Annotated in this window: 31 protein-coding genes and 1 tRNA gene; 24 read left to right on the forward strand and 8 right to left on the reverse strand. The window is 66.7% G+C overall.

Annotated elements, in window-relative coordinates; all coding sequences use genetic code 11:
* The first annotated feature begins 19 nt into the window (after positions 1–19).
* The 11 genes from OHS03_RS30845 to OHS03_RS30895 all read left to right on the forward strand — a co-directional run bounded on the left by OHS03_RS30845 (position 20) and on the right by OHS03_RS30895 (position 11,249).
* Positions 20–922 (forward strand): 3-oxoacyl-ACP reductase, encoded by a 903-nt coding sequence (locus tag OHS03_RS30845; RefSeq protein ID WP_328658888.1) that lies wholly within the window; start codon positions 20–22, stop codon positions 920–922.
* Positions 923–1,247: 325 nt separating this feature from the next.
* Positions 1,248–2,012, forward strand: a complete 765-nt coding sequence (locus OHS03_RS30850; RefSeq protein WP_194825668.1) for an MlaE family ABC transporter permease — start codon at positions 1,248–1,250, stop codon at positions 2,010–2,012.
* A gap of 4 nt (positions 2,013–2,016) precedes the next feature.
* Positions 2,017–2,868 (forward strand): MlaE family ABC transporter permease, encoded by an 852-nt coding sequence (locus OHS03_RS30855; protein WP_062982725.1) that lies wholly within the window; start codon positions 2,017–2,019, stop codon positions 2,866–2,868.
* A 4-nt stretch (positions 2,869–2,872) separates the two neighbouring features.
* Positions 2,873–4,078, forward strand: a complete 1,206-nt coding sequence (locus OHS03_RS30860) for an MCE family protein (RefSeq protein ID WP_328658889.1) — start codon at positions 2,873–2,875, stop codon at positions 4,076–4,078.
* A complete protein-coding gene (locus tag OHS03_RS30865) occupies positions 4,075–5,103 on the forward strand; it encodes an MCE family protein (protein ID WP_328658891.1) in 1,029 nt (342 codons plus the stop codon). The genes OHS03_RS30860 and OHS03_RS30865 overlap by 4 nt, the downstream gene beginning before the upstream one ends.
* On the forward strand, positions 5,096–6,163 hold the full coding sequence (locus tag OHS03_RS30870) for an MCE family protein (protein ID WP_328658893.1): 1,068 nt from the start codon (positions 5,096–5,098) through the stop codon (positions 6,161–6,163). The genes OHS03_RS30865 and OHS03_RS30870 overlap by 8 nt, the downstream gene beginning before the upstream one ends.
* A complete protein-coding gene (locus OHS03_RS30875; RefSeq protein ID WP_328658894.1) occupies positions 6,160–7,425 on the forward strand; it encodes an MCE family protein in 1,266 nt (421 codons plus the stop codon). Before OHS03_RS30870 ends, OHS03_RS30875 begins: the two co-directional genes overlap by 4 nt.
* On the forward strand, positions 7,422–8,648 hold the full coding sequence (locus OHS03_RS30880; RefSeq protein ID WP_328658896.1) for an MCE family protein: 1,227 nt from the start codon (positions 7,422–7,424) through the stop codon (positions 8,646–8,648). Before OHS03_RS30875 ends, OHS03_RS30880 begins: the two co-directional genes overlap by 4 nt.
* Positions 8,645–10,048, forward strand: a complete 1,404-nt coding sequence (locus OHS03_RS30885) for an MCE family protein (protein WP_328658897.1) — start codon at positions 8,645–8,647, stop codon at positions 10,046–10,048. The genes OHS03_RS30880 and OHS03_RS30885 overlap by 4 nt, the downstream gene beginning before the upstream one ends.
* Complete coding sequence (locus OHS03_RS30890) at positions 10,045–10,767, forward strand: Rv1363c family protein (protein WP_328658899.1); 723 nt, start codon at positions 10,045–10,047, stop codon at positions 10,765–10,767. The genes OHS03_RS30885 and OHS03_RS30890 overlap by 4 nt, the downstream gene beginning before the upstream one ends.
* Complete coding sequence (locus tag OHS03_RS30895; protein ID WP_328658901.1) at positions 10,764–11,249, forward strand: Rv1363c family protein; 486 nt, start codon at positions 10,764–10,766, stop codon at positions 11,247–11,249. Before OHS03_RS30890 ends, OHS03_RS30895 begins: the two co-directional genes overlap by 4 nt.
* A gap of 1 nt (position 11,250) precedes the next feature.
* Here OHS03_RS30895 and OHS03_RS30900 read toward each other — a convergent pair whose 3' ends face one another.
* The 4 genes from OHS03_RS30900 to OHS03_RS30915 all read right to left on the reverse strand — a co-directional run bounded on the left by OHS03_RS30900 (position 11,251) and on the right by OHS03_RS30915 (position 15,176).
* Complete coding sequence (locus tag OHS03_RS30900; RefSeq protein ID WP_328664488.1) at positions 11,251–12,633, reverse strand: sensor histidine kinase; 1,383 nt, start codon at positions 12,631–12,633, stop codon at positions 11,251–11,253.
* Between the two features lie 32 nt (positions 12,634–12,665).
* Positions 12,666–13,379 carry a response regulator transcription factor gene (locus tag OHS03_RS30905; protein WP_328658903.1) on the reverse strand — a complete coding sequence of 238 codons (714 nt, stop codon included), beginning with the start codon at positions 13,377–13,379 and terminating at the stop codon, positions 12,666–12,668.
* A gap of 64 nt (positions 13,380–13,443) precedes the next feature.
* Positions 13,444–14,973, reverse strand: a complete 1,530-nt coding sequence (locus OHS03_RS30910) for an alpha,alpha-trehalose-phosphate synthase (UDP-forming) (RefSeq protein ID WP_056818823.1) — start codon at positions 14,971–14,973, stop codon at positions 13,444–13,446.
* A 44-nt stretch (positions 14,974–15,017) separates the two neighbouring features.
* Positions 15,018–15,176: a hypothetical protein gene (locus tag OHS03_RS30915; protein WP_165610244.1), complete on the reverse strand. Its 159-nt coding sequence runs from the start codon at positions 15,174–15,176 to the stop codon at positions 15,018–15,020.
* Between the two features lie 174 nt (positions 15,177–15,350).
* Between OHS03_RS30915 and OHS03_RS30920 the strand changes: the two genes are divergently transcribed.
* From OHS03_RS30920 to OHS03_RS30930, 3 genes are all read left to right on the forward strand, one after another.
* The gene (locus tag OHS03_RS30920; RefSeq protein ID WP_056818821.1) at positions 15,351–16,184 is read left to right on the forward strand and encodes an alpha/beta fold hydrolase; all 834 of its coding nucleotides are present in this window, start codon (positions 15,351–15,353) and stop codon (positions 16,182–16,184) included.
* A 129-nt stretch (positions 16,185–16,313) separates the two neighbouring features.
* Positions 16,314–16,550 (forward strand): MbtH family protein, encoded by a 237-nt coding sequence (locus tag OHS03_RS30925; protein ID WP_022565839.1) that lies wholly within the window; start codon positions 16,314–16,316, stop codon positions 16,548–16,550.
* A gap of 77 nt (positions 16,551–16,627) precedes the next feature.
* A tRNA-Thr gene (locus OHS03_RS30930) sits at positions 16,628–16,699 on the forward strand.
* Positions 16,700–16,739: 40 nt separating this feature from the next.
* Here the strand turns inward: OHS03_RS30930 and OHS03_RS30935 are convergent.
* Positions 16,740–17,891: a tyrosine-type recombinase/integrase gene (locus OHS03_RS30935; protein WP_328658905.1), complete on the reverse strand. Its 1,152-nt coding sequence runs from the start codon at positions 17,889–17,891 to the stop codon at positions 16,740–16,742.
* A gap of 51 nt (positions 17,892–17,942) precedes the next feature.
* The gene (locus tag OHS03_RS30940) at positions 17,943–18,554 is read right to left on the reverse strand and encodes a hypothetical protein (protein ID WP_328658907.1); all 612 of its coding nucleotides are present in this window, start codon (positions 18,552–18,554) and stop codon (positions 17,943–17,945) included.
* Positions 18,555–18,674: 120 nt separating this feature from the next.
* Between OHS03_RS30940 and OHS03_RS30945 the strand changes: the two genes are divergently transcribed.
* The 9 genes from OHS03_RS30945 (at position 18,675) to OHS03_RS30985 (ending at position 23,827) form a co-directional block, all read left to right on the forward strand.
* Positions 18,675–18,881, forward strand: coding sequence for a helix-turn-helix transcriptional regulator (locus tag OHS03_RS30945; RefSeq protein ID WP_194825683.1), 207 nt, complete (start codon positions 18,675–18,677; stop codon positions 18,879–18,881).
* A 108-nt stretch (positions 18,882–18,989) separates the two neighbouring features.
* The gene (locus OHS03_RS30950; protein ID WP_328658909.1) at positions 18,990–20,729 is read left to right on the forward strand and encodes an AAA family ATPase; all 1,740 of its coding nucleotides are present in this window, start codon (positions 18,990–18,992) and stop codon (positions 20,727–20,729) included.
* 191 nt (positions 20,730–20,920) lie between these two features.
* Entirely contained in the window at positions 20,921–21,124 is a 204-nt protein-coding gene (locus OHS03_RS30955) for a hypothetical protein (protein WP_328658912.1), read from the forward strand.
* Between the two features lie 64 nt (positions 21,125–21,188).
* The gene (locus tag OHS03_RS30960) at positions 21,189–21,425 is read left to right on the forward strand and encodes a hypothetical protein (RefSeq protein ID WP_194825686.1); all 237 of its coding nucleotides are present in this window, start codon (positions 21,189–21,191) and stop codon (positions 21,423–21,425) included.
* An 86-nt stretch (positions 21,426–21,511) separates the two neighbouring features.
* Positions 21,512–22,153 carry a hypothetical protein gene (locus OHS03_RS30965; RefSeq protein ID WP_328658914.1) on the forward strand — a complete coding sequence of 214 codons (642 nt, stop codon included), beginning with the start codon at positions 21,512–21,514 and terminating at the stop codon, positions 22,151–22,153.
* Positions 22,146–22,433: a hypothetical protein gene (locus OHS03_RS30970; RefSeq protein ID WP_328658915.1), complete on the forward strand. Its 288-nt coding sequence runs from the start codon at positions 22,146–22,148 to the stop codon at positions 22,431–22,433. Before OHS03_RS30965 ends, OHS03_RS30970 begins: the two co-directional genes overlap by 8 nt.
* On the forward strand, positions 22,430–22,939 hold the full coding sequence (locus tag OHS03_RS30975; protein ID WP_328658917.1) for a M50 family metallopeptidase: 510 nt from the start codon (positions 22,430–22,432) through the stop codon (positions 22,937–22,939). The genes OHS03_RS30970 and OHS03_RS30975 overlap by 4 nt, the downstream gene beginning before the upstream one ends.
* Positions 22,936–23,118, forward strand: coding sequence for a hypothetical protein (locus OHS03_RS30980; RefSeq protein WP_328658919.1), 183 nt, complete (start codon positions 22,936–22,938; stop codon positions 23,116–23,118). Before OHS03_RS30975 ends, OHS03_RS30980 begins: the two co-directional genes overlap by 4 nt.
* A gap of 4 nt (positions 23,119–23,122) precedes the next feature.
* Entirely contained in the window at positions 23,123–23,827 is a 705-nt protein-coding gene (locus tag OHS03_RS30985) for an RNA polymerase sigma factor sigma-70 region 4 domain-containing protein (protein WP_328658921.1), read from the forward strand.
* A gap of 137 nt (positions 23,828–23,964) precedes the next feature.
* Here OHS03_RS30985 and OHS03_RS30990 read toward each other — a convergent pair whose 3' ends face one another.
* Together OHS03_RS30990 and OHS03_RS30995 are read right to left on the reverse strand one after the other, a co-directional pair.
* Positions 23,965–24,135: a hypothetical protein gene (locus OHS03_RS30990; protein ID WP_328658923.1), complete on the reverse strand. Its 171-nt coding sequence runs from the start codon at positions 24,133–24,135 to the stop codon at positions 23,965–23,967.
* The gene (locus OHS03_RS30995) at positions 24,135–24,365 is read right to left on the reverse strand and encodes a hypothetical protein (protein ID WP_328658925.1); all 231 of its coding nucleotides are present in this window, start codon (positions 24,363–24,365) and stop codon (positions 24,135–24,137) included. The genes OHS03_RS30990 and OHS03_RS30995 overlap by 1 nt, the downstream gene beginning before the upstream one ends.
* Before the next feature lie 278 nt (positions 24,366–24,643).
* On the opposite strand from OHS03_RS30995, the gene OHS03_RS31000 reads away from it, so the two are divergent.
* On the forward strand, positions 24,644–25,870 hold the full coding sequence (locus OHS03_RS31000) for a helix-turn-helix domain-containing protein (protein WP_328658927.1): 1,227 nt from the start codon (positions 24,644–24,646) through the stop codon (positions 25,868–25,870).
* Positions 25,871–25,936: the final 66 nt, after the last annotated feature.

The following is a 25,936-nucleotide window of genomic DNA, read 5'->3' on the forward strand; positions in this document are numbered from 1 at the left end:
ACGTTCTAGAGTCGGCCGAATGAGTGTGACGCAGATTTCATTGGAGGGCCGGGTCGCCGTCGTGACCGGTGCGGGCGCGGGGCTCGGCAGGGCCGAAGCTCTCGCGCTGGCGTCGGCCGGGGCGGCGGTGGTCGTCAATGACCTGACCGAGGACGCGGCGGCCGAGACCATCGCCGCCATCCGCGAGCTCGGTGGCAAGGCGGAATTCGTCGGCGGCTCCATCGCCGAGCGCTCGACGGCCGACGCGCTCGTCTCGACCGCGCAGGAATCGCTGGGCGGGCTCGACATCGTCGTCAACAACGCGGGCATCACCCGTGACCGCATGCTGTTCAACATGTCCGACGAGGACTGGGACGCGGTGATCGCGGTGCACCTGCGCGGACACTTCCTGCTCACCCGCAACGCGGCCGCCTACTGGCGCGCGGCGTCCAAGGCGGCGGGCGCGCCGGTCTACGGCCGGCTGGTCAACACCTCCTCGGAGGCGGGCCTGCTCGGACCGGAAGGCCAGGCGAACTACGGTGCGGCCAAGGCGGGCATCACCGCCCTCACGCTGACCGCGTCGCGCGTGCTGTCCAGGTACGGCGTGCGTGCCAACGCGATCTGCCCCCGGGCCAGGACCGCGATGACCGAGGCGGTCTTCGCGGACGCACCCGACGGCGCGGTCGACCCGCTGGCGCCCGAACATGTGGCCAAGCTCGTGGCCTACCTTTCCTCACCCGCCGCCGACGCGGTGAACGGTCAGGTGTTCGTCGTCTACGGACCGATGGTGGCGCTGATGGCGGCACCGACGGTCGAGCAGCGCTTCGACGCCGAGGGCGCCGAATGGTCCGAGGCCGACCTCGCCGCCACCCTCGGTGGCTACTTCGCGGAGCGCCCCGCCGATCACACGTTTTCGGCGCGTGACCTCCGCGATCTGGGCTGAAACGCCCGGTTGGCGGTTTGCCCGATGTTGGCCCGCCACGCACTCCGTCCGTTTTGTCACGCCTGTCGTGTTGATCACCGGTCCAGGTGTTGGTAGACATGAGCGTCGGAGTGTGTGACGGCTCACAGGAGGTTCGCGGATTTGAATAACTATCCGTTTCAGTTTTAACGGCGATTTACGGCAAAAAGTCCTGTTCTGAGTCTACGAAAATGGCAGACATTAGCAGGAACATGTTCTAGTCTTTGGGCAGTCTTCAGATCGGGGTGGCGGTGAAGTACGGGTACGCGGACAAATCAGTCCGCCCGTCGATTGAGGAGGATTCGGTATGACAAACCTCCTTGCTGTCCCGTTGCGGGCGGTCGGCGGATTCTTCGAACTCGGCGCGGAAGTGGCGCGCGCCACCGTCCGCAAGCCGTTCCAATGGCGTGAATTCATCGACCAGGCCTGGTTCGTGGCTCGCGTCTCGATCGTGCCGACTCTGCTTGTGGCCATTCCGTTTACGGTGCTGGTGGTTTTCACCCTCAACATCCTGCTGCGCGAAATCGGCGCTGCCGACCTCAGCGGTGCGGCCGCCGCGTTCGGTGCCGTCACCCAGGTCGGCCCGATCGTCACCGTGCTGATCGTGGCAGGCGCAGGCGCCACTGCGATCTGCGCCGACCTGGGCGCACGCACGATTCGCGAAGAGATCGACGCGATGAAGGTGCTCGGCATCGACCCGGTCAGCCGACTGGTCGTGCCGCGCGTGTTCGCCTCGATGTTCGTGGCACTGATGCTCAACAGCCTGGTGTGCACCATCGGCATCGCCGGCGGCTTCGTGTTCTCGGTCTTCCTCCAGGGCGTGAATCCCGGCGCGTTCGTCAACGGGATTCCGCTACTGACGAATCTGTCCGAGCTGATCATCTCCGAAATCAAGGCGGGCCTGTTCGGCCTGATCGCCGGAATGGTCGCCTGTTATCTCGGGCTCCAGGTCAAAGGCGGACCCAAGAGTGTCGGTGACGCTGTGAACCAAACAGTGGTATTCGCATTCATGGCGTTGTTCGTGGTGAATGTGGTTGTCACCGCGATCGGCCTGAAATTCACGGTGCGGTGACACGATGGCATTCATAGTTCGCAGCAAGTTTCCGCGCACGGTCCGCCGTTTCGACCGGATGTCGAAATCGGTGGATTCCCTGGGCGATCAGGCGATCTTCTACGTCAAGGCGCTCGGCTCGGTGCCGCGCGCGCTGGTGCACTACCGCACCGAGACCATCCGGCTCATCGCCGAGATCAGCATGGGCAGCGGTGCTTTGGCCGTGATCGGCGGCACCGTGGTGATCGTCGGCTTCCTGACTCTCATGGCGGGCGGCACCATCGCGGTGCAGGGCTACAGCTCGCTCGGCAACATCGGTGTCGAGGCGCTGACCGGCTTCTTCGCCGCTCTCATCAACGTGCGCATCGCGGCGCCGGTGATCTCCGGCATCGGCCTGGCCGCCACTATCGGCGCAGGCGCGACCGCACAGCTGGGCGCGATGCGAGTGGCCGAGGAGATCGACGCGCTGGAATCGATGGCGATCCGGCCGATTCCGTTCCTGGTCGGCACCAGGGTGCTGGCGGGCATGATCGCGATCGTGCCGCTCTACGCACTCGCGGTGATCGCCTCGTTCATCGCCAGCCGCTTCGCGACCGTCGTGATCTACGGGCAGTCGGCAGGCGTCTACGACCACTACTTCTCGACGTTCCTCATCCCGAGCGACATCCTGTGGTCCTTCGCGCAGGCGATCGTGATGGCACTGGCCGTAATGCTCATCCACACCTACTACGGTTTCCACGCCGCGGGTGGTCCGGTCGGCGTCGGCATCGCGGTCGGTAACGCGGTGCGGTCGTCCCTGATCGCGGTCGTCACTGTGACGCTGCTGATCTCGCTGGCCATCTACGGCACCTCCGGCAACTTCCACCTCTCGGGATAGCGTGATGGACTCTTCACGGATCGTTGCCGCATTGCAGGGCGGGCTCGGGCGCAAGCTCGCCGCGCTCACGATGATCGGCTTGCTCGTCGGGCTCGCGGTTTTCGCGTTCGCCCTGTTCCAAGGCGCGTTCACCACCACCGCGAAGGTAGTGGTCGACGCTCCCCGCTCGGGCCTCGTGCTCGACCCCGACGCCAAGGTGAAGGTGCGCGGCGTCGAGATCGGCCGGGTCGCCGAGATCAACCTGCACGACGACGGCGCGCAGATCCTGCTCGAGGTGGACCCCGAACAGCTGAAGCTGGTGCCGTCGAACGCGGGTGTCGATATTCGCTCGACCACGGTGTTCGGCGCCAAATACGTGAATTTCGTGGTCCCCGAACAGGCTTCGTCCAGCTCGCTGAAGCCGGGCAGCACGGTCGCGGCGAGCTCGGTGACAGTGGAGTTCAACACGCTGTTCCAGCACCTGTCCGATGTGCTCGCCCAGGTGGAACCGGAGAAGCTCAACGCCACGCTGACCGCGCTCGGTACCGCGCTGCAGGGCCGCGGCGACAAGTTCGGCGACCTGCTCGTCCGATCGGATCGCTACCTGCGCGAGATCAACCCGTATCTACCCACCCTGCAACAGGATCTGGACAAGACAGCCCAGGTGACCAATATCTACGCCGATGCCTCCGGGGCACTGCTGCGCACCGTGGACAACGCCACGGTGACCGCGAAGACGATCGCGGAGTTGCAAGCCGAGCTCGACAATGTGCTGGTGAACGTGATCGGACTGGCCGATACCACCGGTTCGGTACTGCGGGAGAACGAATCCCAGCTCGTCACCGCGCTCGATCTGCTGCGGCCGACGACCAGCCTGCTGTTCGAGTACGCGCCTGCGTTGAGCTGCGTCATCAACGGCCTCGGGCCGCTGATGCCGTTGGCCGAGGAGGTATTCGGCGGATTGCTGCCCGGCGTCGGTATGAACGCCTCGCTCATGCCCGGCTCCAAGCCCTACACCTATCCCAAGGACCTGCCCAAGGTGAACGCCACCGGCGGACCGCATTGTGAGGGCGTTGTCACCCGCGCGCCGGACAGCCACTCGAACTATGTGGTGACCGATACCAGTGAGGGCGGGCCGTACACACCAACAACCGCGCCCCCCGCATTGAACGACAAGGCGCCAAAGATTTTCCAGCTCTTGCTGGAAGGGCTGCCGGGAGTGACACGGTGAAGAACACGGCGACAACAGTCAAGCTCGCGATCTTCACCGTGGTGATGACACTCGTGTTCGCAGGCTTGGCGATCGTGCTCAGTCAGGCACGGTTCTCCAGCGAGAACGGCTACAAGGCGGTGTTCACCAACTCCTCGGGCATGCTGCCCGGTTCGAAGGTGCGGATCGCCGGAGTGCCGGTCGGCTCGGTGTCCTCGGTGAAGGTCGGCGACGACGATCTCGCGCACGTCGAGTTCGACGTGGATACCAAGTACTCCGTGCTCTCGAGCACGCGCCTGGTGATCAAGTACGAGAACCTCGTCGGTGACCGGTATCTGGAGCTGCAGGAGGGCCCGGGCTCGGCGCGTCGACTGCCGGACGGTTCCACCATCGGCAAGGAGCAGACCACGCCCGCGCTGGATCTCGACCTGCTGCTCGGCGGGTTCAAGCCGCTGCTGCGCGGCCTCGATCCGGGTCAGGTCAACGACCTGACCTCGGCGCTGCTGCAGATCTTCCAGGGTCAGGGCGGCACGCTGGTCTCACTGCTCAACAGCGGTGGCAGCTTCGCCAAGACCCTCGCCGACCGTGATGCGCTGATCGGCAGCGTGATCGACAACCTGAATACGGTGCTGGCCACCATCGACGATCGCGACGAGCAGTTCGCCACCACGATCGACGAATTACAGCGCCTGGTCAGCGGATTGGCCGCCGAGCGCGATCCGATCGGCGCCGCGCTGCCGCGGATCGCCGGTGCGACAAAGGAACTCAACGACTTGCTCACCACCGCCCGCCCCGACCTGCGCAACACGATCGAGCAGACCGGCAGGCTGGCTACCAACCTCGACAACGGCTCCGACCACCTCGAATGGGTGCTCGAGAAGCTGCCGCAGACCTACAAGCAACTCGTCCGCGTCGGCGCCTACGGTTCGTTCCTGCAGCTGTACATATGCGGCACCAACCTCGTCGTCGACGGCCCGAACGGCCAGCCGATGGAAGTGAAGTTGCCGGGTCTGCAGGCGACCGGAAGGTGTACGCCCAATGAGTGAGAAGAAGTCGTCGTCGGTCGTCGTCGGCATCGTCGGCATTGTGCTGGTGGTGACGATCTCACTCGCCACTCTGCAGTACACCAAGCTGCCGTTCATCCGCTCCGGCGCGACCTTCACCGCGTTCTTCGTCGACGCGGGCGGGCTGGTGCCGGGCGACCCGGTGCACGTGGCCGGCGTGCGGTCCGGCGAAGTCGATCAGGTCTCGCTCGACGGACCCAAGGTACTGGTGAAGTTCACCCTCGACGAGTCGATCGTGCTGGGCCAGAAGACATCCGCCGCGATCAAGACCAACACGGTCCTCGGTCGCAAGTCCCTGGATGTGGTGCCGACCGGACAGGGCGCGCTGCGTACCTCCGACACCATTCCGCTCGACCGGACCACCTCGCCGTACTCGCTCAACGAGGCACTCAGCGACCTCGGCGCGACGGTCCGCGATCTCGACCTGGATCAGGTCGACAAGACCCTGGATGTGCTCTCGGCCGCCTTCGCCGATACACCGGGCCCGCTGCGCAACGCCCTCGACGGTGTCACCGCGCTCTCGCGCAGCCTCAATACGCGCGACCAGGCGCTCACCGATCTGCTCGGCCGGGCGCAGAACGTCACCAAGGTGCTGGCCGACCGTAGTTCGCAGCTCAACGCGCTACTGCTCGACGGCAACAACCTGCTCGGCGAACTCGACAATCGTCGTGCCGCCATCAACCAGCTGATCGTCTACGTCGACTCGGTCGCCAAGCAGCTCTCCGGGCTGGTCGCCGACAACGAGGCGCAGATGAAACCGACACTGGACCGGCTCAATTCGGTGCTCGGTCTGTTGCAGCGCAACAAGCAGAACCTGACGGAGGCGCTGGAGCGTATCGGCCCCTACGCCTCGGCACTCGGCGAGCAGGTCGGCAACGGTCCGTGGTTCAACGCCTACGTGGTGAACGCGACGAGTACCGAGCTGCGTCCACTGGTGGACGCACTGGTCTGGCCCGAGCACCTGCCGCAGGACCTGATCGACATCTTCACGCACCCGGCGCCGCCGAGCATCGTGCCGACCGAGGAGGATCCGCCGCGATGAGCATCGCATCGAAAGTCCGTGGCGTGCCACGTTGGACGCTCGCGGTCGCCGTGGTGGTGATCGTCGCGCTGGTCGCGGTCGGGGTCTACACCACCCTCGGCATCGGCAAGACCAAGATCACCGCCGCCTTCACCTCGACCACCGGCCTGTACGCGGGCGACGAGGTACGGATGCTCGGAGTCAGGATCGGCAAGATCGACGCGATCGAGCCCGGCGAGGGCCGGGTGCAGGTACGGATGTCCGTCGACCGCGGCATCGACCTGCCCGCCGACGCGCGCGCCGTGCTGATCGCACCGTCGCTGGTGTCGGCCCGGTTCATCCAGCTCGCGCCCGCCTACGACGGTGGCCCGAAGATGGTCGACGGCGCGCAGATCCCGATCGAGCGCACCGCGGTCCCGGTGGAGTGGGACGACATCAAAGCCGAACTCTCCAATCTCGCAACCGCTCTCGGGCCTGTCGGCGACGACAAGCAGGGCTCGTTCGGGCGTTTCGTCGACACTGCCGCGGACAACCTCGACGGCAACGGCCAGAAGTTCCGTGACACCCTGCGCGAACTGTCGGCCACGCTGAATACGTTGTCCGACGGGCGAACCGACCTGTTCGGCACCATCCGCAATCTGCAGAAGTTCGTCGAGGTGCTCTCGGCGAGCAACGAGCAGATCGTGCAGTTCGGCGGCCGTCTGGCCTCGGTGGCTTCGGTACTCGCCGGTGCGTCGGAGGAGCTGGGTGCGGGACTGGACAGTCTGGATGTGGCGCTCGCCGATGTGAAGCGTTTCCTCGAAGGCAGTGGCGCCGAGCTCACCGACAGTGTCGAGCAGCTCGCCGATGTCACCCAGACGCTGGTCGACAAGCGGCCGGAGATCGAACGGCTGCTGCATTCCGCGCCGACCGCGCTGGTGAACTTCTACCAGATCTACAAGCCGGCCCAGGGCTCGCTCAGCGGCTCTGTGTCACTGAACAATACGTCCAGCCCGCTGACCTTCCTCTGCGGTTCCGTCCGCGCGCTCGAGCACAACGACTCGGACCGGTCGGCGGACCTGTGCGCGGAATTCATCGCCCCGGTGATCAGTTCGCTGGCGATGAACTACGTGCCGATCATGCTCAACCCGGTCGGCGGCACGCAGGCCCTGCCCGGCCAGTTGACGTACAGCCCGCCGAGTTTGGCCGCGGAGGTGCCGTCCACGCCGGTGGCCCCGACGACGGCTCCGATCACCGTGCCGAGCGGTCTTGCCGGACTCGCGGTTCCAGGAGGACAACGATGACGCCCCAACGCATGCTCGCCGGGCTGGCGGTGGGCGTCGCTGTGACGCTCGGCGCTACCGGCTGTCAATGGGACGGACTGAACTCGCTACCCATGCCGGGCTCCGAGGGCCGAGGGCCCGGTTCGTACACCGTGCGGATCCAGATGCCCAATGTCACCACGCTGACCCGGAATTCGCCGGTGCGCGTGGACGACGTCGAGGTCGGCAATGTCACCGGGATCGATGTCGAGGGTTGGCACGCGCTGGTGACGGTGTCGCTGAATCCCGAGGTGAAACTGCCTGCCAACGCGATCGCCAAGATCGGGCAGACCAGCCTCCTCGGCAGTAATCACGTCGAGCTGTCCGCGCCTACCAATACACCCGCTCAAGGTCAGCTGCGAAACAATGACGTGATCCCGCTGGAGCGGGCCGGGGCCTACCCGACCACCGAGCAGGTGCTGTCTTCGCTGTCGGTCGTGCTCAACGGCGGCGGCATCGCCCAGCTCGAGACCATCACCAGGGAGATGAACGCGGCGCTCAGCGGTCGCGAGGCCGAGATCGCCGACCTGCTGCCGCAGCTCAACGAGCTGACCACCGGCCTGGACAAGCAGACCGGCAACATCATCGCCGCGATGGAGGGCCTCGACCGGCTGGCGGGCAACCTCGCCGACCAGAAGGACGTGCTGGCCCGCGCGATCGACGAGATCCACCCGGCCCTGACCGCACTCGCCGACCGCACCGCCAACATCACCAGGGCGGTCACCGCGCTGGGTGAGCTCAGCGATGTCACCGAGCGAATCATCCAGACCAGCGGCGACGATCTGAAGGCCAACCTGGCCAGCCTCGGCCCGGTGCTGGAGACCCTGGCGAACACCGGTACCAACCTCGTCGACGCGATGGGCATCCTGCCCTCCTTCCCGTTCCCGATCAGGAACATCGGCAACGCGATCAAGGGCGACTACCTCAACCTCTACATCACCTTCGACCTGACCGGTAAGCGCTTGGACAGCAACTGGCTCACCGGTACTCCGCTCGGCGGACGCTTCGGTGGTGTCGAGGGCGTGCTCGGTACTTTCGCGCCGTCGACGGCGACCGACGCGGGCGATCCGACGAAGCTTCCGCAGGCGCCCGCCCCCAGTGCGGCGCCGACGCCGACCCTGCCCGGACTGCCACCCATTCCCGGTCTGCCCTCCATCCCCGGAATCACCGTGCCGCTGCCCGGCCAGGAAGGGGCGGGACGATGAAACTCACCAGGTTCGTCCATGTTCAGCTCGCGATCTTCGCGGTCCTCACCGTGATCGGCTTGGTCGTGATGGGTGGGACGTATGTGCAGCTGCCCGCGATGTTCGGCATCGGCCGCTACAACGTGGTCGTGCAGCTCGCCGCCACCGGCGGGTTGTATCCGACCGCCAATGTGTCCTACCGCGGCACCAACATCGGCAAGGTCGAAGCGGTGCGGCTCACCCCCGCCGGGGTCGAAGCGGATCTGTCGATCAACAGCGACTACAAGGTGCCGTCGGACTCGACCGCCTGGGTGCGCAGTGTTTCGGCGATCGGCGAGCAGTACGTCGACCTGGTGCCGGAGCCGAATTCCACCTCGGGCGATCTGCGCGAGGGTTCGGTGATCCCGGTGCAGCGCACCAAGCTGCCGCAGGACGTCGGCTCGCTGCTCGATCAGACCGACAAGCTGCTCTCGACCGTCGCCGATACCCGACTGCGCCAGGTGATCGACGAGGCGTTCCTGGCGTTCAACGGCGCAGGTCCTGACCTGCAGCGGTTCATCGACTCGGCGGCACTGCTGGTGCAGCAGGCCGAAACCGATGTGGAACCGACGAAGAAACTGCTGGATCAGATCGGCCCGCTGCTGGACACCCAGATCCAGTCCGACGCCAATATCCGGTCCTGGACAACCGATCTCGCGACTCTCACCGATCAGCTCCGCGAGTCCGACCCGACCTTGCGAAACCTGTTGCACAACAGTCCTTCCGCGATGCAAAAGGTGACCGAGCAGTTCCAGAGTCTGCGTCCGACGCTGCCGTTGCTGGCGAACAATCTGGTGAGTCTCGGCCAGGTCGGTGTGACGTATCACGCGGGTGTCGAACAACTTCTGGTCGTTCTCCCGCCGTTGATCGCGGCGTTGCGGACGGTCCTGCGCGGACCCACCAAGTACGGCGCGATGGTCGACTTCATGACCGTGGTCCACGACCCACCCGCCTGCACCACCGGCTTCCTACCCGCCGACCAGTGGCGTGAGCCGAGTGACTTCAGCCCGATCGACACTCCGGAAGGGCTGTACTGCAAGGTAGCTCAGGATTCTCCGATCGAAGTGCGCGGTATTCGCAACAGTCCGTGCATGGAGTATCCCGGTGTTCGGGCACCCACTCCCGAACTGTGCCGGACGGGGTACGTGCCACAGGGCACGAACCCGCCGTTCGGCGCGCCGCAGCCGGTAGCCCCGGCCTCGGCCCCCACCGGGGCGTCCACCGGCGGAGTCACCCCCGCCGTTACGCGCCCCTATGATCCGTCCACGGGCAGCTATCTTGGCCCGGACGGACGCATGTACCGCCAAGGTGATATCGCCGCCGACGGTTCGGGCACTGTCCCGGCCAGCTGGCAGGCGATGTTGGAGGAGCAGCAGAGATGAGTGAGAGCAACAACGGCCGCCCGCGTCGGCGGGCAGCCAGGTCGGCGGGTCCGCCGGTGGAGGACGGGCAGGTCGTCGACGTGACAGTCGACGCGGGTGCGGTTGAATCGGCCGAGGTGGCCGATGCCGAGGAAGCCACAGTAGTCGCGGTTCCCGTCGAGTTGACGAAGGCCGCGGTGGTGGACGAGGCCGACGATGATTCGGCCGAGCTCGACGAAGAAGATGCGAAGCTGACGCGGCTCGGGCAGATCATCGGGCTCGCCGCCGCGGCGGTGCTGGTGTTGGCGCTGGTCGTCGGTGCCGGGTTCGCCGCGTTCGCCGCGCGGTCGGGGAGCCAGGACGAGGATCTGCGCGCGCAGTACACCCAGACCGCGCGTCAGGCGGTCATCAACCTGACCACCATTCGCGCCGACTCCGCCAAGGAGGACATCGACCGGATCCTGTCGGTGGCTTCGGGGGAGTTCAAGAACGAGTTCGACGGTCGCGTCGATCCGTTCATGGATGTGGTGAAGCAGGCGAAGGTGGTCTCCACCGGCGAGGTGGTCGAGTCGGGCATCGAGTCGGTCGACGAGAATTCGGCGAAGGTTCTGGTCGCCGCCAAGCAGATGGTGAGTAATACCGGGTCGGCCGAACCGCAGGCGCGGCAGTACCGATTCCGGATCACGGTGTCGAAGGGCGATTCCGGGATGACCGTGTCGAAAGTGGAGTTCGTGGGATGAGCAACCGAATCAAGATCGTCTTCGGCGCCCTCGCGGCGGCTGGTTTGATCGCGGCCATCGTCCTCGGTGTCAGCGGATATCAGCTGTGGCAGCAGGACAAGACCGAGCAGGCGCGCACCGACGCGATGAGCAGCGCGAGCCGGACGGTGAGTGCGATGTTCACCTATGAGCCCGCCACCGTCGACACCGAACTGCCGAGGGCTGCCGACAATCTCACCGAGTCGTTCCGCGCCGAGTACCTGAAGCTGATCGAACAGGCCATCGCACCCGGCGCCAAGGAGAAGCAGCTCACCGTCAAGGCCACCACCCAGGCCGAGGGCGTCGTCTCCGCCGACCCCGAGAAGGCGGTCGTCCTGCTCTACCTGAACCAGCTGACCACCAGCAAGGACTCACCAGAGGGCACTACCTCTGGCAGTCGCGTGCGGGTCTCGCTGGACAAGGCAGACAACCGCTGGCTGGTCTCCCAGGTCACGCCGGTCTGACCTACTCGCCGCGCGGTAGGCGCACCACGAAGGTGGCGCCGCCGCCGGGAGTCGATTCGACGCGCACGGTGCCGCCGTGCGCCGCGACGAGCGCGGCCACGATGGACAGGCCGAGCCCGCTGCCGCTTGTGTGTACGCGGCGGGTGCGGGAGGCGTCGGCTCGGTAGAAACGTTCGAAGACGTGGTCGGCTTCCTCGGTGGAGAGCCCGGGGCCGGTGTCGACGACCTCGAGCTGGACCTCGTCGGCGGCGGGGGTCAGGCGGACGGTGATCGAGGTGCCGTCGGGGGTGTGGGTGCGGGCGTTGCCGAGGAGATTGGTGAGGACCTGGCGGAGGCGATGTTCGTCGCCGAGGATCTCCAGGGTGCCGGTGCCTTCGGCGATCTCGAGGGTGATCGGGCGGTGTTGTCCTTCGGCGGCTTCGACCGCGCGGGCGCTGTGGACGGCGTCGCCCGCCATCGCCAGTAGATCCACCGGGCCCAGTTCGACGGGGCGTTGGGCGTCGAGGCGGGCCAGCATGAGCAGGTCTTCGACCAGCAGGCCCATGCGTTGGGCCTCGTGCTCGATGCGGTTCATGAACATCGCCGGATCGGTGGTCGCGCCCTGGCGGTACAGCTCGGCGAAGCCGCGGATCGTGGTGAGGGGCGTGCGTAGTTCGTGGCTGGCGTCGGCGACGAAACGGCGCATCTTCGCCTCGGATTCGCGGGCCGCGGTTTCGGAGGCCTCGGTGGCCGCGAAAGCCTGCTGGATCTGGGTCAGCATGCTGTTCAGCGAACGGGACAGTCGGTCCACCTCGGTGACATTGCCGTGCACCGGGATTCGATGATGCAGCTCGCCGCCCGCGATCGCCGCCGCCGTCGCTTCGACCCGGTGCAGTGGGCGCAGGCTGCCGCGCACCACGAAATAGGCCGCGATGGCCAAGACGATCAGCACGATGGCGCCGACGATCAATTGCAGCACAACGAGATTGCGTAGCGTCTCGATGTTCTCGGCCAGCGGCCACGCGACCGTCGCCGTCGCACGATGGCCGTTGACCGTGAGCACTCGCCACTGGTCGCCCGAGTCGTCCAACGAGCCGACCGTGACCGGCTGTAGTGCGGGAGGGTCGGGGAGGTCGGGCTCGGCATTCGTACCGAAGACATTGTCGAGGCGTACTTTTCGGGTGCCGTCGGTGCTCTCGGCCGTGACGAAGTAGCGCCCGGGCGGCTGTCCGGATTCCGAGGAGGGCGGGGGCAGATTGGGTGCGGGCAGCCCCACCCGCCGCTCCCATTCCATCGCCGCGTCCTGCAACTGCTGATCGGTGCGGTTCTGCAGCGAGTTCTCCATCGCCTTGGTGACCACGAAACTCGAAGCGACCAAACCGGATCCGGCCAACACGACCAACATCAGCACCAACGTCACCCGCAAGGGGAGTCTGCTCACCGCTTCGGCTCACGCATCACATAGCCGACCCCACGCAGCGTGTGGATCAATCGCTGCTCGCCGGTGTCGACCTTCTTGCGCAGATACGACACATAGGTCTCCACCACGCCGACTTCACCACCGAAGTCGTAGCGCCACACGTGATCCAGGATCCGCGGTTTGCTCAGTACACTTCCCGCGTTCACCACGAAATAGCGCAACAGCGTGAACTCGGTGGGGGACAACGCAACCGGCTCGCCGTCTTTCCACACCTCGTGCGTGTCGTCGTCGAGTTCGATATCGGCGAAGCGCAACCGGGTGCTCGCCCGCTCGGGCTCGGCGTGGCCGGCGCGACGCAGGATCACCCGCAGCCGCGCCACCACTTCCTCCAGGCTGAACGGCTTGGTGACGTAGTCGTCGGCGCCGAGGGTGAGCCCGGTGATCTTGTCGTCGACATCGTCGCGCGCGGTCAGGAACAGCACCGGTGCGTCGATCCCGTCGGCGCGCAGCCGGCGCAGCAGACCGAAGCCGTCCATGCCGGGCATCATCACGTCGACGATCAGCGCCTGCGGCCGGAACGTGCGCGCACGGTCCAGCGCCTCGGCGCCGTCGGCCGCCGTCGCCACCTCGAACCCCTGGTAGCGCAAACTCACCGCCAGCAGCTCGACGATCATCGGTTCGTCGTCGACGACGAGCACCCGCGCCTCGGGCACATCAGGCACACCACTCATGCCCCTATGCTCCACCACCCCGCTGGGAAGTGGCTGGACCGACGCTGTGAGGTCGCTGTGTGCGTCAGCGTTGGTCGGCCGGGTAGGTCTGCTCGTCGCTCATCAGGGCCGAACCGGCGATATTGCTGTGCGACAGCGCGTCGAGGAAGGCGCGCGCCCAGCGTTCGACGTCGTGGGTCAGCACCTGACGGCGCAGCGACCGCATCCGGCGGCGCTTGGTGTCGCGATCGTCGTCGAGTGCGCCGATGATCGCGTCCTTCACGCTGTCCAGGTCGTGCGGGTTGCACAGGTAGGACTGGCGCAGCTCCGCCGCGGCACCGGTGAACTCGCTCAACACCAGCGCGCCGTTGAGGTCGCTGTGGCAGGCCACGTACTCCTTGGCGACCAGGTTCATGCCGTCGCGCAGGGGCGTCACCAGCATGGCGTCGGCGGCGATGAAGAAGGCGATCAGTTCGTCGCGGGGGATCGGGCGGTGCAGATAGTGCACCACCGGGTAGCCGACACGGGCGAATTCACCGTTGATCCGGCCCACCTGGCGTTCGATGTCGCCGCGCATCTTGATGTAGCTCTGCACGCGTTCGCGGCTGGGGGTGGCCAGCTGCACCATCACCGTCTCGGTCGGGTCGACGCGGCCCTCTTCGAGGAGCTCCTGCAACGCGTTGAGCCGGATGTCGATGCCCTTGGTGTAGTCGAGGCGGTCGACGCCGAGCATGATGTTCTTGGGATTGCCCAGCTCGGCCCGGATCTGTGCGGCCCGCTCCCGCACCGACCGACGGCGGGAGGACTCGTCGAGTTCGGCGGAATCGATCGAGATGGGGAACGCGCCCACCCGGACCGTGCGGAAACCGACCTGCACGACACCCAGTTTCGAGCGAACGCCGATGGTGCCACGGGAAGTGGGCTGACCGGCCAGTCTGCGGGCCAGGTAGAGGAAGTTCTGTGCCCCGCCCGGCAGGTGGAAACCGATCAGGTCGGCGCCCAGCAGGCCCTCGACGATCTCGGTGCGCCACGGCATCTGCATGAACAGCTCGACCGGCGGGAACGGGATGTGCAGGAAGAAGCCGATGGTCAGATCGGGGCGAAGCATGCGCAGCATCTTGGGCACCAACTGCAGCTGGTAGTCCTGCACCCATACTGTCGCACCCTCGGCGGCCACCTTCGCGGTCTCCTCGGCGAAACGCCGGTTGACCTCGACATAGGCCGCCCACCAAGCCCTGTCGTACACCGGGCGCACGATCACGTCGTGATAGAGCGGCCACAGCGTGCCGTTGGAGAACCCCTCGTAGTAGTCCTCCACCTCCTGCGCCGTGAGCGGCACCGGATACAGCTCGAGCCCGTCTTCGATGATCGGTTCGACCTCGACATCGGGCACGCCTGCCCAGCCGACCCAGGCGCCTTTGTTGCTGCGCAGCACCGGTTCCAGCGCGGTCACCAACCCGCCGGGGCTGCGCTTCCATCTGGTGGTGCCGTCGGGCAGGCGTTCGAGGTCGACCGGAAGCCGGTTGGCGACGACAACAAATCCCGAACCCGCGCCGGTCGGCGCGAGGGGTTCACTGCTTTCGGACGGACGGTCATTGGACGGTTGATCGATCATTTGGTCCACTCACGCATCCTTATGCGTCGCAGGGGTGCGCTGTGTCAGGCGGGGGCGATGCCGAGCATGGACAGCAGCATGCGGCACTCGTCGGCGTCTTCGGCGTGTGCCGCGACGACCTTCTGTGCCTGGCGGGCGGTTTCGTCGGCAAGCGGCTCGAGTTCGTCGTCGGCGATGTCGTTGGCGGTGCTCTTCGCGGCCATAATGGGTTCGTCCTCCCGGTTTCCCTGCGCTCTACCTGCGAGTGATCAATACTATCGGGCGCCGGCGCACGGCCGATGAAGTAGCGACGCGTAACACCCCGCCCCGGTGCCGTGTCGTGGCGGTCCCGTTACCGTGGGGTAGCACACGATCAACCCCGCAGAGAGGTTTGTTTCATGCCACTGGCCACGGTGAACGGCATCGCACTGAATTATCAGGTCAAGGGCGACCGTACCAAGGGCACGGACGTCAAGGGCGGTGGTCCGCTGGTGGTGTTGATCATGGGGACCGGGTCGCCTGGGCGCGTGTGGGAGCTACATCAGGTTCCCGCGCTGGTCGCGGCGGGTTATCGGGTCTGTGTGTTCGACAACCGGGGGATCGCGCCGACTTTCGAGGCCGCGGGCGGAATGCGGATCGAGGAGTTGGTGGCCGACACCGCCGCGCTGATCGAGTTCCTGGACGAGGGTCCCGCGCTGATCGCGGGGACCTCGATGGGCGCGCGGGTGGCGCAGGAGCTGGCGCTGGCCCGGCCCGACCTGGTTCGCAAGGCCGTGTTCATGGCCGGTCACGGCAGGCTTGATCAGTTCCAGAAGACGCTGTCGGCCGGTGAGCAGGAGCTCGACGCGTCGGCCGTGAAGCTGCCCGCGAAGTTCGAGGCGGCCTTGAGCGCGGTGATGAACCTGTCACCGGCGACGATGGCCGACACCAACGCGGCGCGCGATTGGCTCGACCTGTTCGAGTTCTCCGTGGGGGCCCCTTCGCCCGGTGTCCGGGCGCAGCGGGCCATGGACCACGAATTCGACCGAGTCGCCGCCTACCGTTCGATTACGGTGCCCTGCTTGGCAATTGGGTTCGCCGATGATCGGATGATTCCGCCGTACCTGTCGCGTGAGGTGGCCGAGGCTATTCCCGGCGCCCGCTACCAGGAGATCCCGGATACGGGTCATTACGGGTACCTGGAGCGTCCCGAGGCGGTCAACAAGATCTTGCTCGACTTCTTCGCCGCATGAGACTCTGACCGGAACAGCATCGGGTAACTCCCTACCAGTAACGTATGCCTTGCTAGGGTCGACACAACGCTCGTGGCTTAGCGGCCGCGCAGTGATCCTGTACACAGCGCCAGTATCCAGTGAGGTGAAATGAGCACCAACCCCTTCGACGACGAGGACGGCCGCTTCTTCGTTCTGGTCAACGATGAAGAGCAGCACTCCCTGTGGCCCGCGTTTGCGGAGGTCCCGGCGGGCTGGCGTGTCGTGTTCGGCGAAGAAAGCCGGGCAGCGTGCGTCGAGTACGTCGAGAAGAACTGGACCGACATGCGGCCCAAGAGCCTGCGTGATGCGATGGCCGCCGACGACGCAGCTCGCGCCCAGTCCTGATCTCCTCCGCCACCGCGTGACACCCATCCGGTGTCACGCGGTCGGCGTGCGCGGCTATGATGGTCGCCGCAGTACCCGCCTCCTTAGCTCAGTGGTAGAGCACCGCTCTTGTAAAGCGAAGGTCGTCAGTTCAATCCTGACAGGGGGCTCATCTCGAAAGAAAGGCTCTGGCCCAGGTCAGAGCCTTTTTTACGCGCTAGCCGCCTTCGGGGAACTGGCGTTTGGCCTCACTTTGGACGCACTCTGTTCCAGCCGTTCGGCCACGGCGTCCAAATCGTCATCGAACAAGTCGGCGTAGACGTCCAGCGTCATCGCTGCCGACTTGTGCCCCAACATCTTCTGGACGGCCTTCACGTTGGCCCCGGCCGACACGGCCAGAGACGCGGCGGTGTGCCGCAAGTCGTGCGCGGTGACCCTGGGGAACGTCTCATCCGCAGCCATGCACCGGGCCACCGCGCCGGACATCCATGAATCCTTGGACGCGGGCGGGCCGAGGTGTTCGCCCTTGCTATTCGCCCAGATCAATTCGTCGCGGCCCTTGCCCCTGCACACCGCTGCGATTTCGTCGGCCACGAATTTCGGAATCGGAACGGTGCGATTGGTGTGGCCCTTCAATGAGCCGACGACCACCTCCGTGCCGACCATCGGCGCATTCTCGATGAGCGTCATGCGGCGGCGCAGGAAATCAATATCGCGCACCCGCAGCGCGGCCAGCTCACCCCAGCGCAACCCGCAGTAGGCCAGCAGCACCACGATGGCCGAGTGCTTCGCCTGGTCGGCCAGCACGGCCACCTGGGCGTGCGTCAGGTACCTGCGGGCCTTCGGGCGGCGCTTCGGCAACTTCACCCCGCGCGCAGGGTTGCTGACGATCCTGCGGTCCGACACGGCGTCGGCCAGCACCCCGGCGAGCACCCGCAAGCACGTCTCGATGGTGCTGGCACTGAGCCCCGTGTCTGTCCTCCGGCCGGTCTTCGGTGCCGTCGACAATTCGGTGACCCACGCCTTCACGGCCGTGGGTTTGATGGCGCTGACCGGCGTCTTGCCCCAGTGCGGTTCGACGTGGATGCGCCAGGCCGAGTCATAGGACCGGTAGCCGCTGGGCTTCATGTGGCCGCGCTGGTTGCTCAGCCAGTGCGGGCCGAGATCTCCCACGGTGATCTTCCCGGCGCTGGGATCGACGTAGACGCCGGTGTCCTTGCTGACCTCCACACTGTTGCCGAAGCGTTCGGCGTCGCGCTTGGTCGTGAATCCGCGCTTGCGGGTCGGTCGGCGGTCAGGGGTGCGGTATCGCACTTCCCAGAACACGCCGCCCTTGTTCTCGTACTTGTGAACGGTGGCCATCGAATTTCCTTCTCGTCGTGTGTTTCTCGTGGTGGTGGAGCTGCGCAGCGACTACGGCATGTCACCGCCTCCTTTCTCGACACCGATCACCTTTTTCCGGCGCGGCAAGGGCTTGTTCGGAAGGAGTCCTTCGGCCTTCGCCTTGCGGATCAATCGGCCCGCCTGCGCGGTGCCGATGTTCAGGCGCTCGCCTACGAACTCCAGGATCTGGACCGGATCGCCCTTCTTGATGGCCTCTAGCGCGTCGCCGACGTGTCCGGCCACGTCGATCAATCTCGCGTCGTTGATCCGATGGTGGCGGCGGATATCGTCGGATTTCTCCGGCGTGGCAAACGACTCCACTTCGCCGGGTGCGGCGAAGTGTCCGCCGCCGCTGGCCAGGTAGCGCAGCGCGGCGTGTGTGAGGCGGCGCAGATTCACCGACCTCAGCACCGCATGGTCTACCGGCGTCGAGTCGTCGCTCAGGATGCGCAGGTCGGTCAGGACCGGGCCGTCGTCGGCAGTCCTGGTCACCCGCACCACATACCGGTGCGGACGGCCGTGCAGTTCGACCACGACCGGGCTGTCCATCGCGGGGAACTGCCCGTCCATCACCGGTTCGCCTTCTCTGCGTGAAGGGTCCGGCAGGCGCACGGCCTTCACGGTGCCCGGTGCGGCGCTCATAGGGGTGTCTCCGATCATCGTGTGAGTTGCGGAAAGGATCTTTTAAAGGGTATCTGACGATCGTTCTTTAGGGCAATCTATTGACAGAGAACGAAACGCTCACCACGGAGGAACGCCGAAATGTCTTCTCGCACTGTCGAATTGCCCGAGCTACTGACCTGCGCGCAGACCGCCGAGTACCTGGGGCTCACGCCGGGCGCGCTGGCGCAGGATCGCGCGCGGGGCACCGGCCCGCGCTACATCAAAGAAGGGCTGCGGGTCCGCTACCGCGCGCAGGACATCGCCGAATGGTTGGAGGCGCGCCTGGTGACCCCCGGCAGGGGTTGACGCAGAGCACGTAATTCGCACTCGCACAACGACTTTGACAGCAGAACGGCCCGCCTGACCGAGGAGTACGGAGGCGGGCCGTCTAGCAAGGGGAAGGGGGTCCCTTCAGTGGACAATCATACCGCCGACCAGGCCGACCGCGCCGAATACGCCGATCGGGTCTACACCGATGAGGCCACCGAGATCATGAGCGGCCATCTCGCCGCGCTGCTGGCCGGGTGGGACCGTGACGACGACATCGCGAAGCGGCTCGGTGAGGGATCGAACGGGCTGGAGTTCCTGCGCAAGTTCTACGACCGGCACGAACAGGACCAGCCGATCACGTTCGACGGTGCACCCGTCGTGCGCCGTAGCTGGGTCGCGGCGTACCTGCCCGAAGGCCGCCCGACGCAGCAGGAACAGGCCGACCACGTCGCCGCCCATGTCTACGACGACCCCACCGCAGTAGCCGCGCAGTGGAAGCGGCAGACCTGGGAGCGGAACGAACGTCGCAGGCGCGTGCGCGCCGGGAACAAGGTCGCAGTGGACGCCGTGCGCGCCGGTGGGCTGGACCCCAACACCAAGTACACCCCGGGCGAAATCGAGCGCGCTGGGACCGACTGGGCGGCAAGGGCGGTCGGCTGGTGGCGAGACGATCATGCTGCCCAAAGGGCGCAGGGGCGGCGCTATGACGTGTGCCTGACCATGACCGCCGCCCAGTTGGTCCAGTGCGGTGCGACCGTTGACGAACTCGCCGCACTGCGTCCCGCCGACACGGCGGCGCTGGCCGAAGCGGGTCGCCGCCTGGATATCGAGCGGCAGGCCGATGCGATCGAAACACGTACTGCCGCACAGAAACTCATCGTTCAGCGAGCAGGCGGTGTGGTCGCGCCGCCGGAGTTCGTCAGCCTGACCGACCTGCTCTCAGAACCTGACGACGCTGCTGCGTACCGCATCGGCGAACTCTGGCCTATCGGTGGGCGCGTGCTGCTCGCCGCCGCCTACAAGTCCGGCAAGTCCACCACGGTCGGCAACGCCGCGCGGGCGCTGGTCGACGGTGGTGCGTTCCTGGGGCGGTTCCCTGTCGAGCCCGTGGGCAAGGTGGTGCTGATCGACACCGAGTTGGATACGCGGACCCTGCGCCGCTGGCTGCGTGACCAAGGCATCCGCAGTACCGACGCCATCACCGTGTTGTCGCTGCGCGGCAAGGTATCTGCGTTCGACATCCTGGACCGCACCGGGCGAACCGAATGGGCGCGGCGCTGCGCCGGGGCCGATGTCGTCATTCTCGATTGCCTTCGCCCGGTGCTGGACGCGCTGGGTCTGTCCGAGGACAAGGACGCCGGGCGGTTCCTGGTGGCCTTTGACGACATGCTGGCCGAAGCGGGGGTCGGTGAGGCGCTCGTGGTCACCCACATGGGCCACCAGAACGAACGCGCCCGTGGTGATTCCCGTCTACTCGACTGGCCGGACGCGCTGTGGAAAATCGTGCGCGACCCGAAGGCGCAGGACACCGACGAAGACGCCGCCCGGTACTTCTCCGCGCTGGGTCGTGACGTGTCCCTGTCCGAAGGCGCGTTGTCGTTCGACCCGGATACCCGCCGCCTCGCCTACGAAGGCGGTAGCCGCAAGGACGCCGCCGGGAGCGCGATGCTGCCCGGCCTGTTCGCGGTTCTCCGTACGCAGCCCGGTCTGTCAGGGCGCGCGATCGAAACCGAGTTGATGAACCAGGGCGCTTCGCAGGCGGATGTGCGCGCAGCCATCCGGCGGGCACGGGCCGATGGTCTGATCCGGGTCGAACCGGGGCCGAAGAACTCGCATCGGCACTACGTCGAGGAGAGCGGGGGACCGTTTGATCTGCGCGAATGACCCCAGTGCGTTAGTGCGTTGGTGTGCGTCAAAACGCACTAACGAACTGCTCCCGGAGTGTGCGTCAGTGCGTTATAGGGACGCACTGCACACGGAGAACACGCAGGGGAGCTGCGGGAAGGAATCCCGCAACGCACACACACAGATCCCGGGCGGCGGAATGACGCCCTCGCCGACACGGAGGTAACCCCATGAGCCAGACCCGCATCCGCATCCCCGGCGATACGCCGGAGGACCGTCTCCGTGCTGTTGCCCGGCTGCGCTCGCATGACGGCACCGCGCCGGATGAACGCCGACACCCGCCCCGCCCGCCTTCGCCCGAACCGGGCACGGCCATCGAGCGCGACCGCCGCGACACCCTGCGACGGCTCACCGAGACCGACACCGACGCCTGACAGCAGACGACCCCCGAACGGGCGCAATCCGTTCGGGGGCCGAGGAACAAGGGAGAACACCATCATGGCAAACACCGTCACCACCCCGCAGCCGACCACTGAGCCGCTCGGCATGCCTGACTACTGCGCCAGCTGCGTCCGCGCAGGGTGTACCCGGCTCGACACCATCTGCGACCCGTTCGCCCTTCAGTGGCGCGGTGGCGCGGCACCGGTCCTCGCCCTCTACGCATGCCCCTGCGGCCACACCTGGAGCTGCGTGTGGAGCCACCACTATCTGCTGCCTGCCGACGACGAAATCTGACCCGTGATTCGCCTCACCTACAGCAAGCCATAGTCCCCGCGGCCTGCCATAACAGCAGGTCAGACTCTATAAATAGAGGAAATATCATGTCTGCACCGACCTATTTCGGCACCCGCTCCGGGTACATCGTGCGCGAACACGATCACCGTGCCGACGACCAGAACACCAAGCGCGACCGCCGCCGGAAGAACCTGGCGACGGAGTACGACGAGCAGTTCGTCTTGTCCACCGAGGTGGCCGCGATCCTGTCCGACCTGCCCGCGCGGGTCATGGCCGACCCGACCCAGACCCGCGTCCGGGCGACGGTCTACACGACCGTGAACGGTATGCGGGAGGCCCTGACCGAGATCGCGAGGAAGTTGGCCCGCGTCCCTGTGTCGGAGTTCGCCGAGATGAGCGCGAGCGCGGTCACCAGCGGGTCCTGGGCGGTGGCCCTGATCGACGCCGCCCGGGCCCTGGACGGGCCGCTGGCGACCGCACTGGCCCGTGGCGGCACGGTCGCCAACGGTGAGCCTTACCGGGAGTACTTGCTGGCGCGCGTGCGGGCGATGGACCAGGCGGCGACCAACCTGGCCGCCGCCCTGGAACTGGCAGCGGTGACCGACGCCGTGTCCGCGCCGACCTCCGAACGGGTTGCCGTGAACGCGCTGCGGGCACGGCACGCGGCCGAACGGCATGCGCTGGCCGACAAGCACCGTGCCGAACTTCAGGGCCTGCGCCATGGGTAAGGCCGACCCCCTCCAGCGCGCTGCCCGTCTGACCGATGGGCAGTGCCCCGACTGCGGTACGCCGACCACGGTGTACCGGGGCAACATCCACAAGTTCCGCTGCCTCGAGTGCGTGACCGATGTCGTCGGCCTGGCCTACCGCCCCGCCGATCCACAGCCCCGGCGCGATCGTGTCGGCCATCCCGTTCCGCCCGGCTGTGATGCACATGGCAGGCCGATCCTGCCGATGGGCAGCGGGCGCACCACCACCCTGACGACGAACACGGAGACGAACCGATGAGCAAGCTGACACTGGCCGACCTGACCGACGCCGAGCGCACCCGCCTGCGGGTGGCCGTCCATGAAGCTGGGCATGCCACCTGGGCGGTGCTGTCCGGCGCACGGGTCCACGGAATCACTGCCGGGGCCGATGACGGCGTGGTGACGTTCACCGGGGAAGGCCCGCACGGGGCGGAGATCGCTTACGCAGGCATCTACGCCGAAGCGGTGTTCGCCTGCGGTGGCACGCCGTCCTGGGAGGACATGCGGGAGGCGGTGCGCAACGGCAGCGCCGAGGACCGCGAGTACTTCGGGGAGACCGTGCGCGTGCCCCGGCACATCGAACCGGATATCAGGTACGTCATGCCCAAGGTGAAGGCCCTGGCCCGTCACCTGTACCGGCACGGGTCGGCCACGCACGCCGATGTGGAGGCGGCGCTGGGGGTCACCCGCGACGTCTCGGTGGCCCTGGTGGCCAGCTGCATTCGGTCGCGCATGGGGTGGCCCGTGAGCGGCGGTGTTCGGTGAGCACCGCCGACGAGCAGCGGGCCGCGATGATTGCCGAACACGTGCTCATCTGCCGGGACATCGGGCGCGTGATGGGTCCGAAGGCCGTGGCGGGAGACCCGCGCGCCGTCGAAATCGTCCACCAGGCCGCCGAACACGTGCGACGACTCGGTTTCACGCAGACCGATCACCGGGGGTGATGACATGGCGATGCCGGACAGGGCCACCACGCAGGAACGGGACCGCCAGCGCAAGGCCATGGAACTCCACCTGTCGGGCTGGACGTACGACGATATCGCGCAGGAACTCGGATACGCCGATCACAGTGGGCCGGTCCGGGCGGTTCAGGCGATGTTGAAACGGGTGGAGTCCCCGCTGGTGGATGAGCTGCGCAAGGTGGAGGACATGCGCTTGGAGGCTCTGTTTCGTAGGCACTGGCCGGATGCGATCGGCGGTGACCAGAAGGCGGCGGAGTTGGTTCTCAAGATCCACGACCGGCGGGTGAAGCTCCACGGTCTGGCGATGCCGGAGAAGTACGTCATTGCGCAGGTGGGACAGGTCGACAAGGACCAGGCGGCCCTGGACATCATGGGCGATCTGGCCGCGCTAGGGTACTCGCCGCCGGTGACGCCGCTGGAGGTCGACACTGGCGGCGAGTGGTCGAACATCGAGGAATCACCGAGTCGACCGCCCATCGGCCAGTTCGGGGTCGGTACGCCGCACCATCGACAGATGACAACCTTTGGACCTCCCGACTCGAAATCTGACGATGATGTTCTGGAAGGCATTTCATTCTGGGATGCGAAGGCCGCGCAGTACGACAGCGACGGCGAGCCCGATGCGGCTGCGCAGTGTCGCGAGGAGGCTGCCAAGTATCGGGCGGAGGCAATCAAGCGCGGCATTCTCTGACCGGTGAATTGCGGCCGATTCTGACCGCCGATAAGTGAATGTTATCGGCGGTCAGAAGGTGCATTCGGCCGGTCGAGCAGGAACTCGATCATCATGCTGTCCACCACGGCCGAGCGCGGGCTCAATCATCATGCTGTTCACCACGGCTGCGGGTGGCGGTGACCGCGACGGCCTGCGCGCTCGGACTCGATGCGTGCCCGGATCGCGTGCACCGTGCGGTCCTGGGGAATCGGCTCCGGCCACACGATCGTGCCGAACAGCACGATCAAGGGCAGGCCGATCGCGATGGCGAAACCGAGCGCCGTCATCACCCGTCCGCCCTGACGCCGGTGCGGTCCTGCGTGTTCCCCTGCGCATCGCGCTGTTCGGCTGCGGTCAGCCAGTCGGCCACGTTGTCCAGCGACCCGTGGCAGACGACCCGGAACGGACTGTAGAGCTCCCAGCCATAGGGCGGCTCATGTGCGCGACGGATCGCCATGGACCGCAGCGCGGCCCGTTTGGTCAGGCCGTTCAGCCGGTTCTGTATCGCCTTGCTCACGGGTCCCCCTGGTGGCTGTTGCTTGGGTTCCACTCACGGCGGGGACTCTTAGTTCACCCGCCGTGAGCGTTGGGGAAAATCCTGCGCCCGGCGCGCACCAGGGTCCGGTGGCCGCGAACCACCCTGCGCGGTAGGGGGATTCCCCCTACCTGAGTCCCTGGTGAGACACGCCTACCGGGCCTTATCCTGGGGTGACCTCTTCGCGGAGGACTTCGCCCCCGGTCGACGGACCGGGGGTATCCGCGAAGCGGTCCACCCCGCGAAGAAGGCAGGCCGCAATGCCGACTCCTGACGAACTCGCCGCGAAGGCGATCGGCGAACGCATCCAAGCAATCCGCACGCGCACCGGCAGGACCCGCGCGGTTGTCGCCGGTCTGGTCGGCCGGTCCGAGGACTGGCTACGCGACGTGGAGAAAGGCCGCCTCCAGCACCCGCCCGGCCTGGAGATGCTGCTGCGCATCGGGCAGGCGCTGGGCGTACGGGACCTGACCGAGATCACCGGCGAGCATGAGCTGTTGATCGGCATCTCCCGCCGCGCAGGGCATCCCGTGGTTCCGGCGATCCGTGAGGCCATCGAGGGCGTGGACCTGACGCCAACGCCTTCCCCGGTCGACACCAGCGAGCTGGCCGCCCGGGTCGAACGCGCGTGGAGGCTGTGGCACACCTCCGATACGCCCCGCGCCGACGCCGGTGCGATGCTCCCCGAACTCATCCGTGATGGCCGCCGGGCGCTGCGCACCCTGGACGGGCAGGAACGTCGTGCTGCTGCGGCTGCCCTGTCGGGTGCGTACGCCCTGTCCGAACAGGTGCTCGCGTGGGTGGCTGACGCGCCGCTGTTGTGGCTGGCCGCAGACCGGTGCATGTCCGCAGCCGAGATAGCCGACGACCCGGTGACCCTGGCGTCGGCCAGCTGGGTGCTGGGCAATGTCTGGAGGTCGACCGGTCGCGAAGATGATGCGTACCGGCTGGCGTCCGATGCCGTCGCCCTGCTGGAGCCGCAGCTCGATGATGACGCCGACGCGCGAGCGCTCTGGGGTGCCTGCCAGCTCCACGGAGCGATCACCGCCGCCCGCATCGGCCGCGAAGGCGATGCACTGCGCGGCATAGACCAGGCGATGGGGATGGCCCGCGCGATGCCGGTGGGCAGCGCTCACCCCTGGACGCTGTTCGGCGTCGCCAACACGGAGATCAGCGCCGTGTCAGTGCAAGTGGAGCTGCGCAAGTCCGGCGGTGCACTCGACGCGGCCAGCCTGGTCGACCCCGACGCGGTGCCATCCGTGGACCGGCGTGCACGCCTGTGGCTCGAGCTGGCGCGCGCCTACTCGCAGCAGCGCGATTGGCTGGGCACCCTGGGCGCGCTGCGCACCGGCACCACCGTGTCCGAGGAGTCCATGCGCAGCCATCCCCTGGCACGGTCCCTGGTAGCTGATCTGGTCTCCCACGGGGGTCGGATCACCGAGCGGGAATCCCGCGCGCTGGCCGGTCGATTGGGTGTCACGGCCTGACCGCCGACACCGAGGTCAGCGCCGGTATCCGCTGGCCTCACATTGGCCTCAATCGTGGTAACTACG

The sequence above is a fragment of the Nocardia salmonicida genome, assembly GCF_036142455.1.
Lineage (GTDB): Bacteria > Actinomycetota > Actinomycetes > Mycobacteriales > Mycobacteriaceae > Nocardia > Nocardia salmonicida.

Bases quoted from the DNA above. Each gene is read 5' to 3' on its own strand.
- OHS03_RS30845 (WP_328658888.1), top strand. From the start codon at position 20: ATGAGTGTGACGCAGATTTCATTGGAGGGCCGGGTCGCCGTCGTGACC.
- OHS03_RS30850 (WP_194825668.1), top strand. From the start codon at position 1,248: ATGACAAACCTCCTTGCTGTCCCGTTGCGGGCGGTCGGCGGATTCTTC.
- OHS03_RS30855 (WP_062982725.1), top strand. From the start codon at position 2,017: ATGGCATTCATAGTTCGCAGCAAGTTTCCGCGCACGGTCCGCCGTTTC.
- OHS03_RS30860 (WP_328658889.1), top strand. From the start codon at position 2,873: ATGGACTCTTCACGGATCGTTGCCGCATTGCAGGGCGGGCTCGGGCGC.
- OHS03_RS30870 (WP_328658893.1), top strand. From the start codon at position 5,096: ATGAGTGAGAAGAAGTCGTCGTCGGTCGTCGTCGGCATCGTCGGCATT.
- OHS03_RS30875 (WP_328658894.1), top strand. From the start codon at position 6,160: ATGAGCATCGCATCGAAAGTCCGTGGCGTGCCACGTTGGACGCTCGCG.
- OHS03_RS30880 (WP_328658896.1), top strand. From the start codon at position 7,422: ATGACGCCCCAACGCATGCTCGCCGGGCTGGCGGTGGGCGTCGCTGTG.
- OHS03_RS30885 (WP_328658897.1), top strand. From the start codon at position 8,645: ATGAAACTCACCAGGTTCGTCCATGTTCAGCTCGCGATCTTCGCGGTC.
- OHS03_RS30890 (WP_328658899.1), top strand. From the start codon at position 10,045: ATGAGTGAGAGCAACAACGGCCGCCCGCGTCGGCGGGCAGCCAGGTCG.
- OHS03_RS30895 (WP_328658901.1), top strand. From the start codon at position 10,764: ATGAGCAACCGAATCAAGATCGTCTTCGGCGCCCTCGCGGCGGCTGGT.
- OHS03_RS30900 (WP_328664488.1), bottom strand. From the start codon at position 12,633: ATGTTGGTCGTGTTGGCCGGATCCGGTTTGGTCGCTTCGAGTTTCGTG.
- OHS03_RS30905 (WP_328658903.1), bottom strand. From the start codon at position 13,379: ATGAGTGGTGTGCCTGATGTGCCCGAGGCGCGGGTGCTCGTCGTCGAC.
- OHS03_RS30910 (WP_056818823.1), bottom strand. From the start codon at position 14,973: ATGATCGATCAACCGTCCAATGACCGTCCGTCCGAAAGCAGTGAACCC.
- OHS03_RS30915 (WP_165610244.1), bottom strand. From the start codon at position 15,176: ATGGCCGCGAAGAGCACCGCCAACGACATCGCCGACGACGAACTCGAG.
- OHS03_RS30920 (WP_056818821.1), top strand. From the start codon at position 15,351: ATGCCACTGGCCACGGTGAACGGCATCGCACTGAATTATCAGGTCAAG.
- OHS03_RS30925 (WP_022565839.1), top strand. From the start codon at position 16,314: ATGAGCACCAACCCCTTCGACGACGAGGACGGCCGCTTCTTCGTTCTG.
- OHS03_RS30935 (WP_328658905.1), bottom strand. From the start codon at position 17,891: ATGGCCACCGTTCACAAGTACGAGAACAAGGGCGGCGTGTTCTGGGAA.
- OHS03_RS30940 (WP_328658907.1), bottom strand. From the start codon at position 18,554: ATGAGCGCCGCACCGGGCACCGTGAAGGCCGTGCGCCTGCCGGACCCT.
- OHS03_RS30945 (WP_194825683.1), top strand. From the start codon at position 18,675: ATGTCTTCTCGCACTGTCGAATTGCCCGAGCTACTGACCTGCGCGCAG.
- OHS03_RS30955 (WP_328658912.1), top strand. From the start codon at position 20,921: ATGAGCCAGACCCGCATCCGCATCCCCGGCGATACGCCGGAGGACCGT.
- OHS03_RS30960 (WP_194825686.1), top strand. From the start codon at position 21,189: ATGGCAAACACCGTCACCACCCCGCAGCCGACCACTGAGCCGCTCGGC.
- OHS03_RS30965 (WP_328658914.1), top strand. From the start codon at position 21,512: ATGTCTGCACCGACCTATTTCGGCACCCGCTCCGGGTACATCGTGCGC.
- OHS03_RS30970 (WP_328658915.1), top strand. From the start codon at position 22,146: ATGGGTAAGGCCGACCCCCTCCAGCGCGCTGCCCGTCTGACCGATGGG.
- OHS03_RS30975 (WP_328658917.1), top strand. From the start codon at position 22,430: ATGAGCAAGCTGACACTGGCCGACCTGACCGACGCCGAGCGCACCCGC.
- OHS03_RS30985 (WP_328658921.1), top strand. From the start codon at position 23,123: ATGGCGATGCCGGACAGGGCCACCACGCAGGAACGGGACCGCCAGCGC.
- OHS03_RS30990 (WP_328658923.1), bottom strand. From the start codon at position 24,135: ATGACGGCGCTCGGTTTCGCCATCGCGATCGGCCTGCCCTTGATCGTG.
- OHS03_RS31000 (WP_328658927.1), top strand. From the start codon at position 24,644: ATGCCGACTCCTGACGAACTCGCCGCGAAGGCGATCGGCGAACGCATC.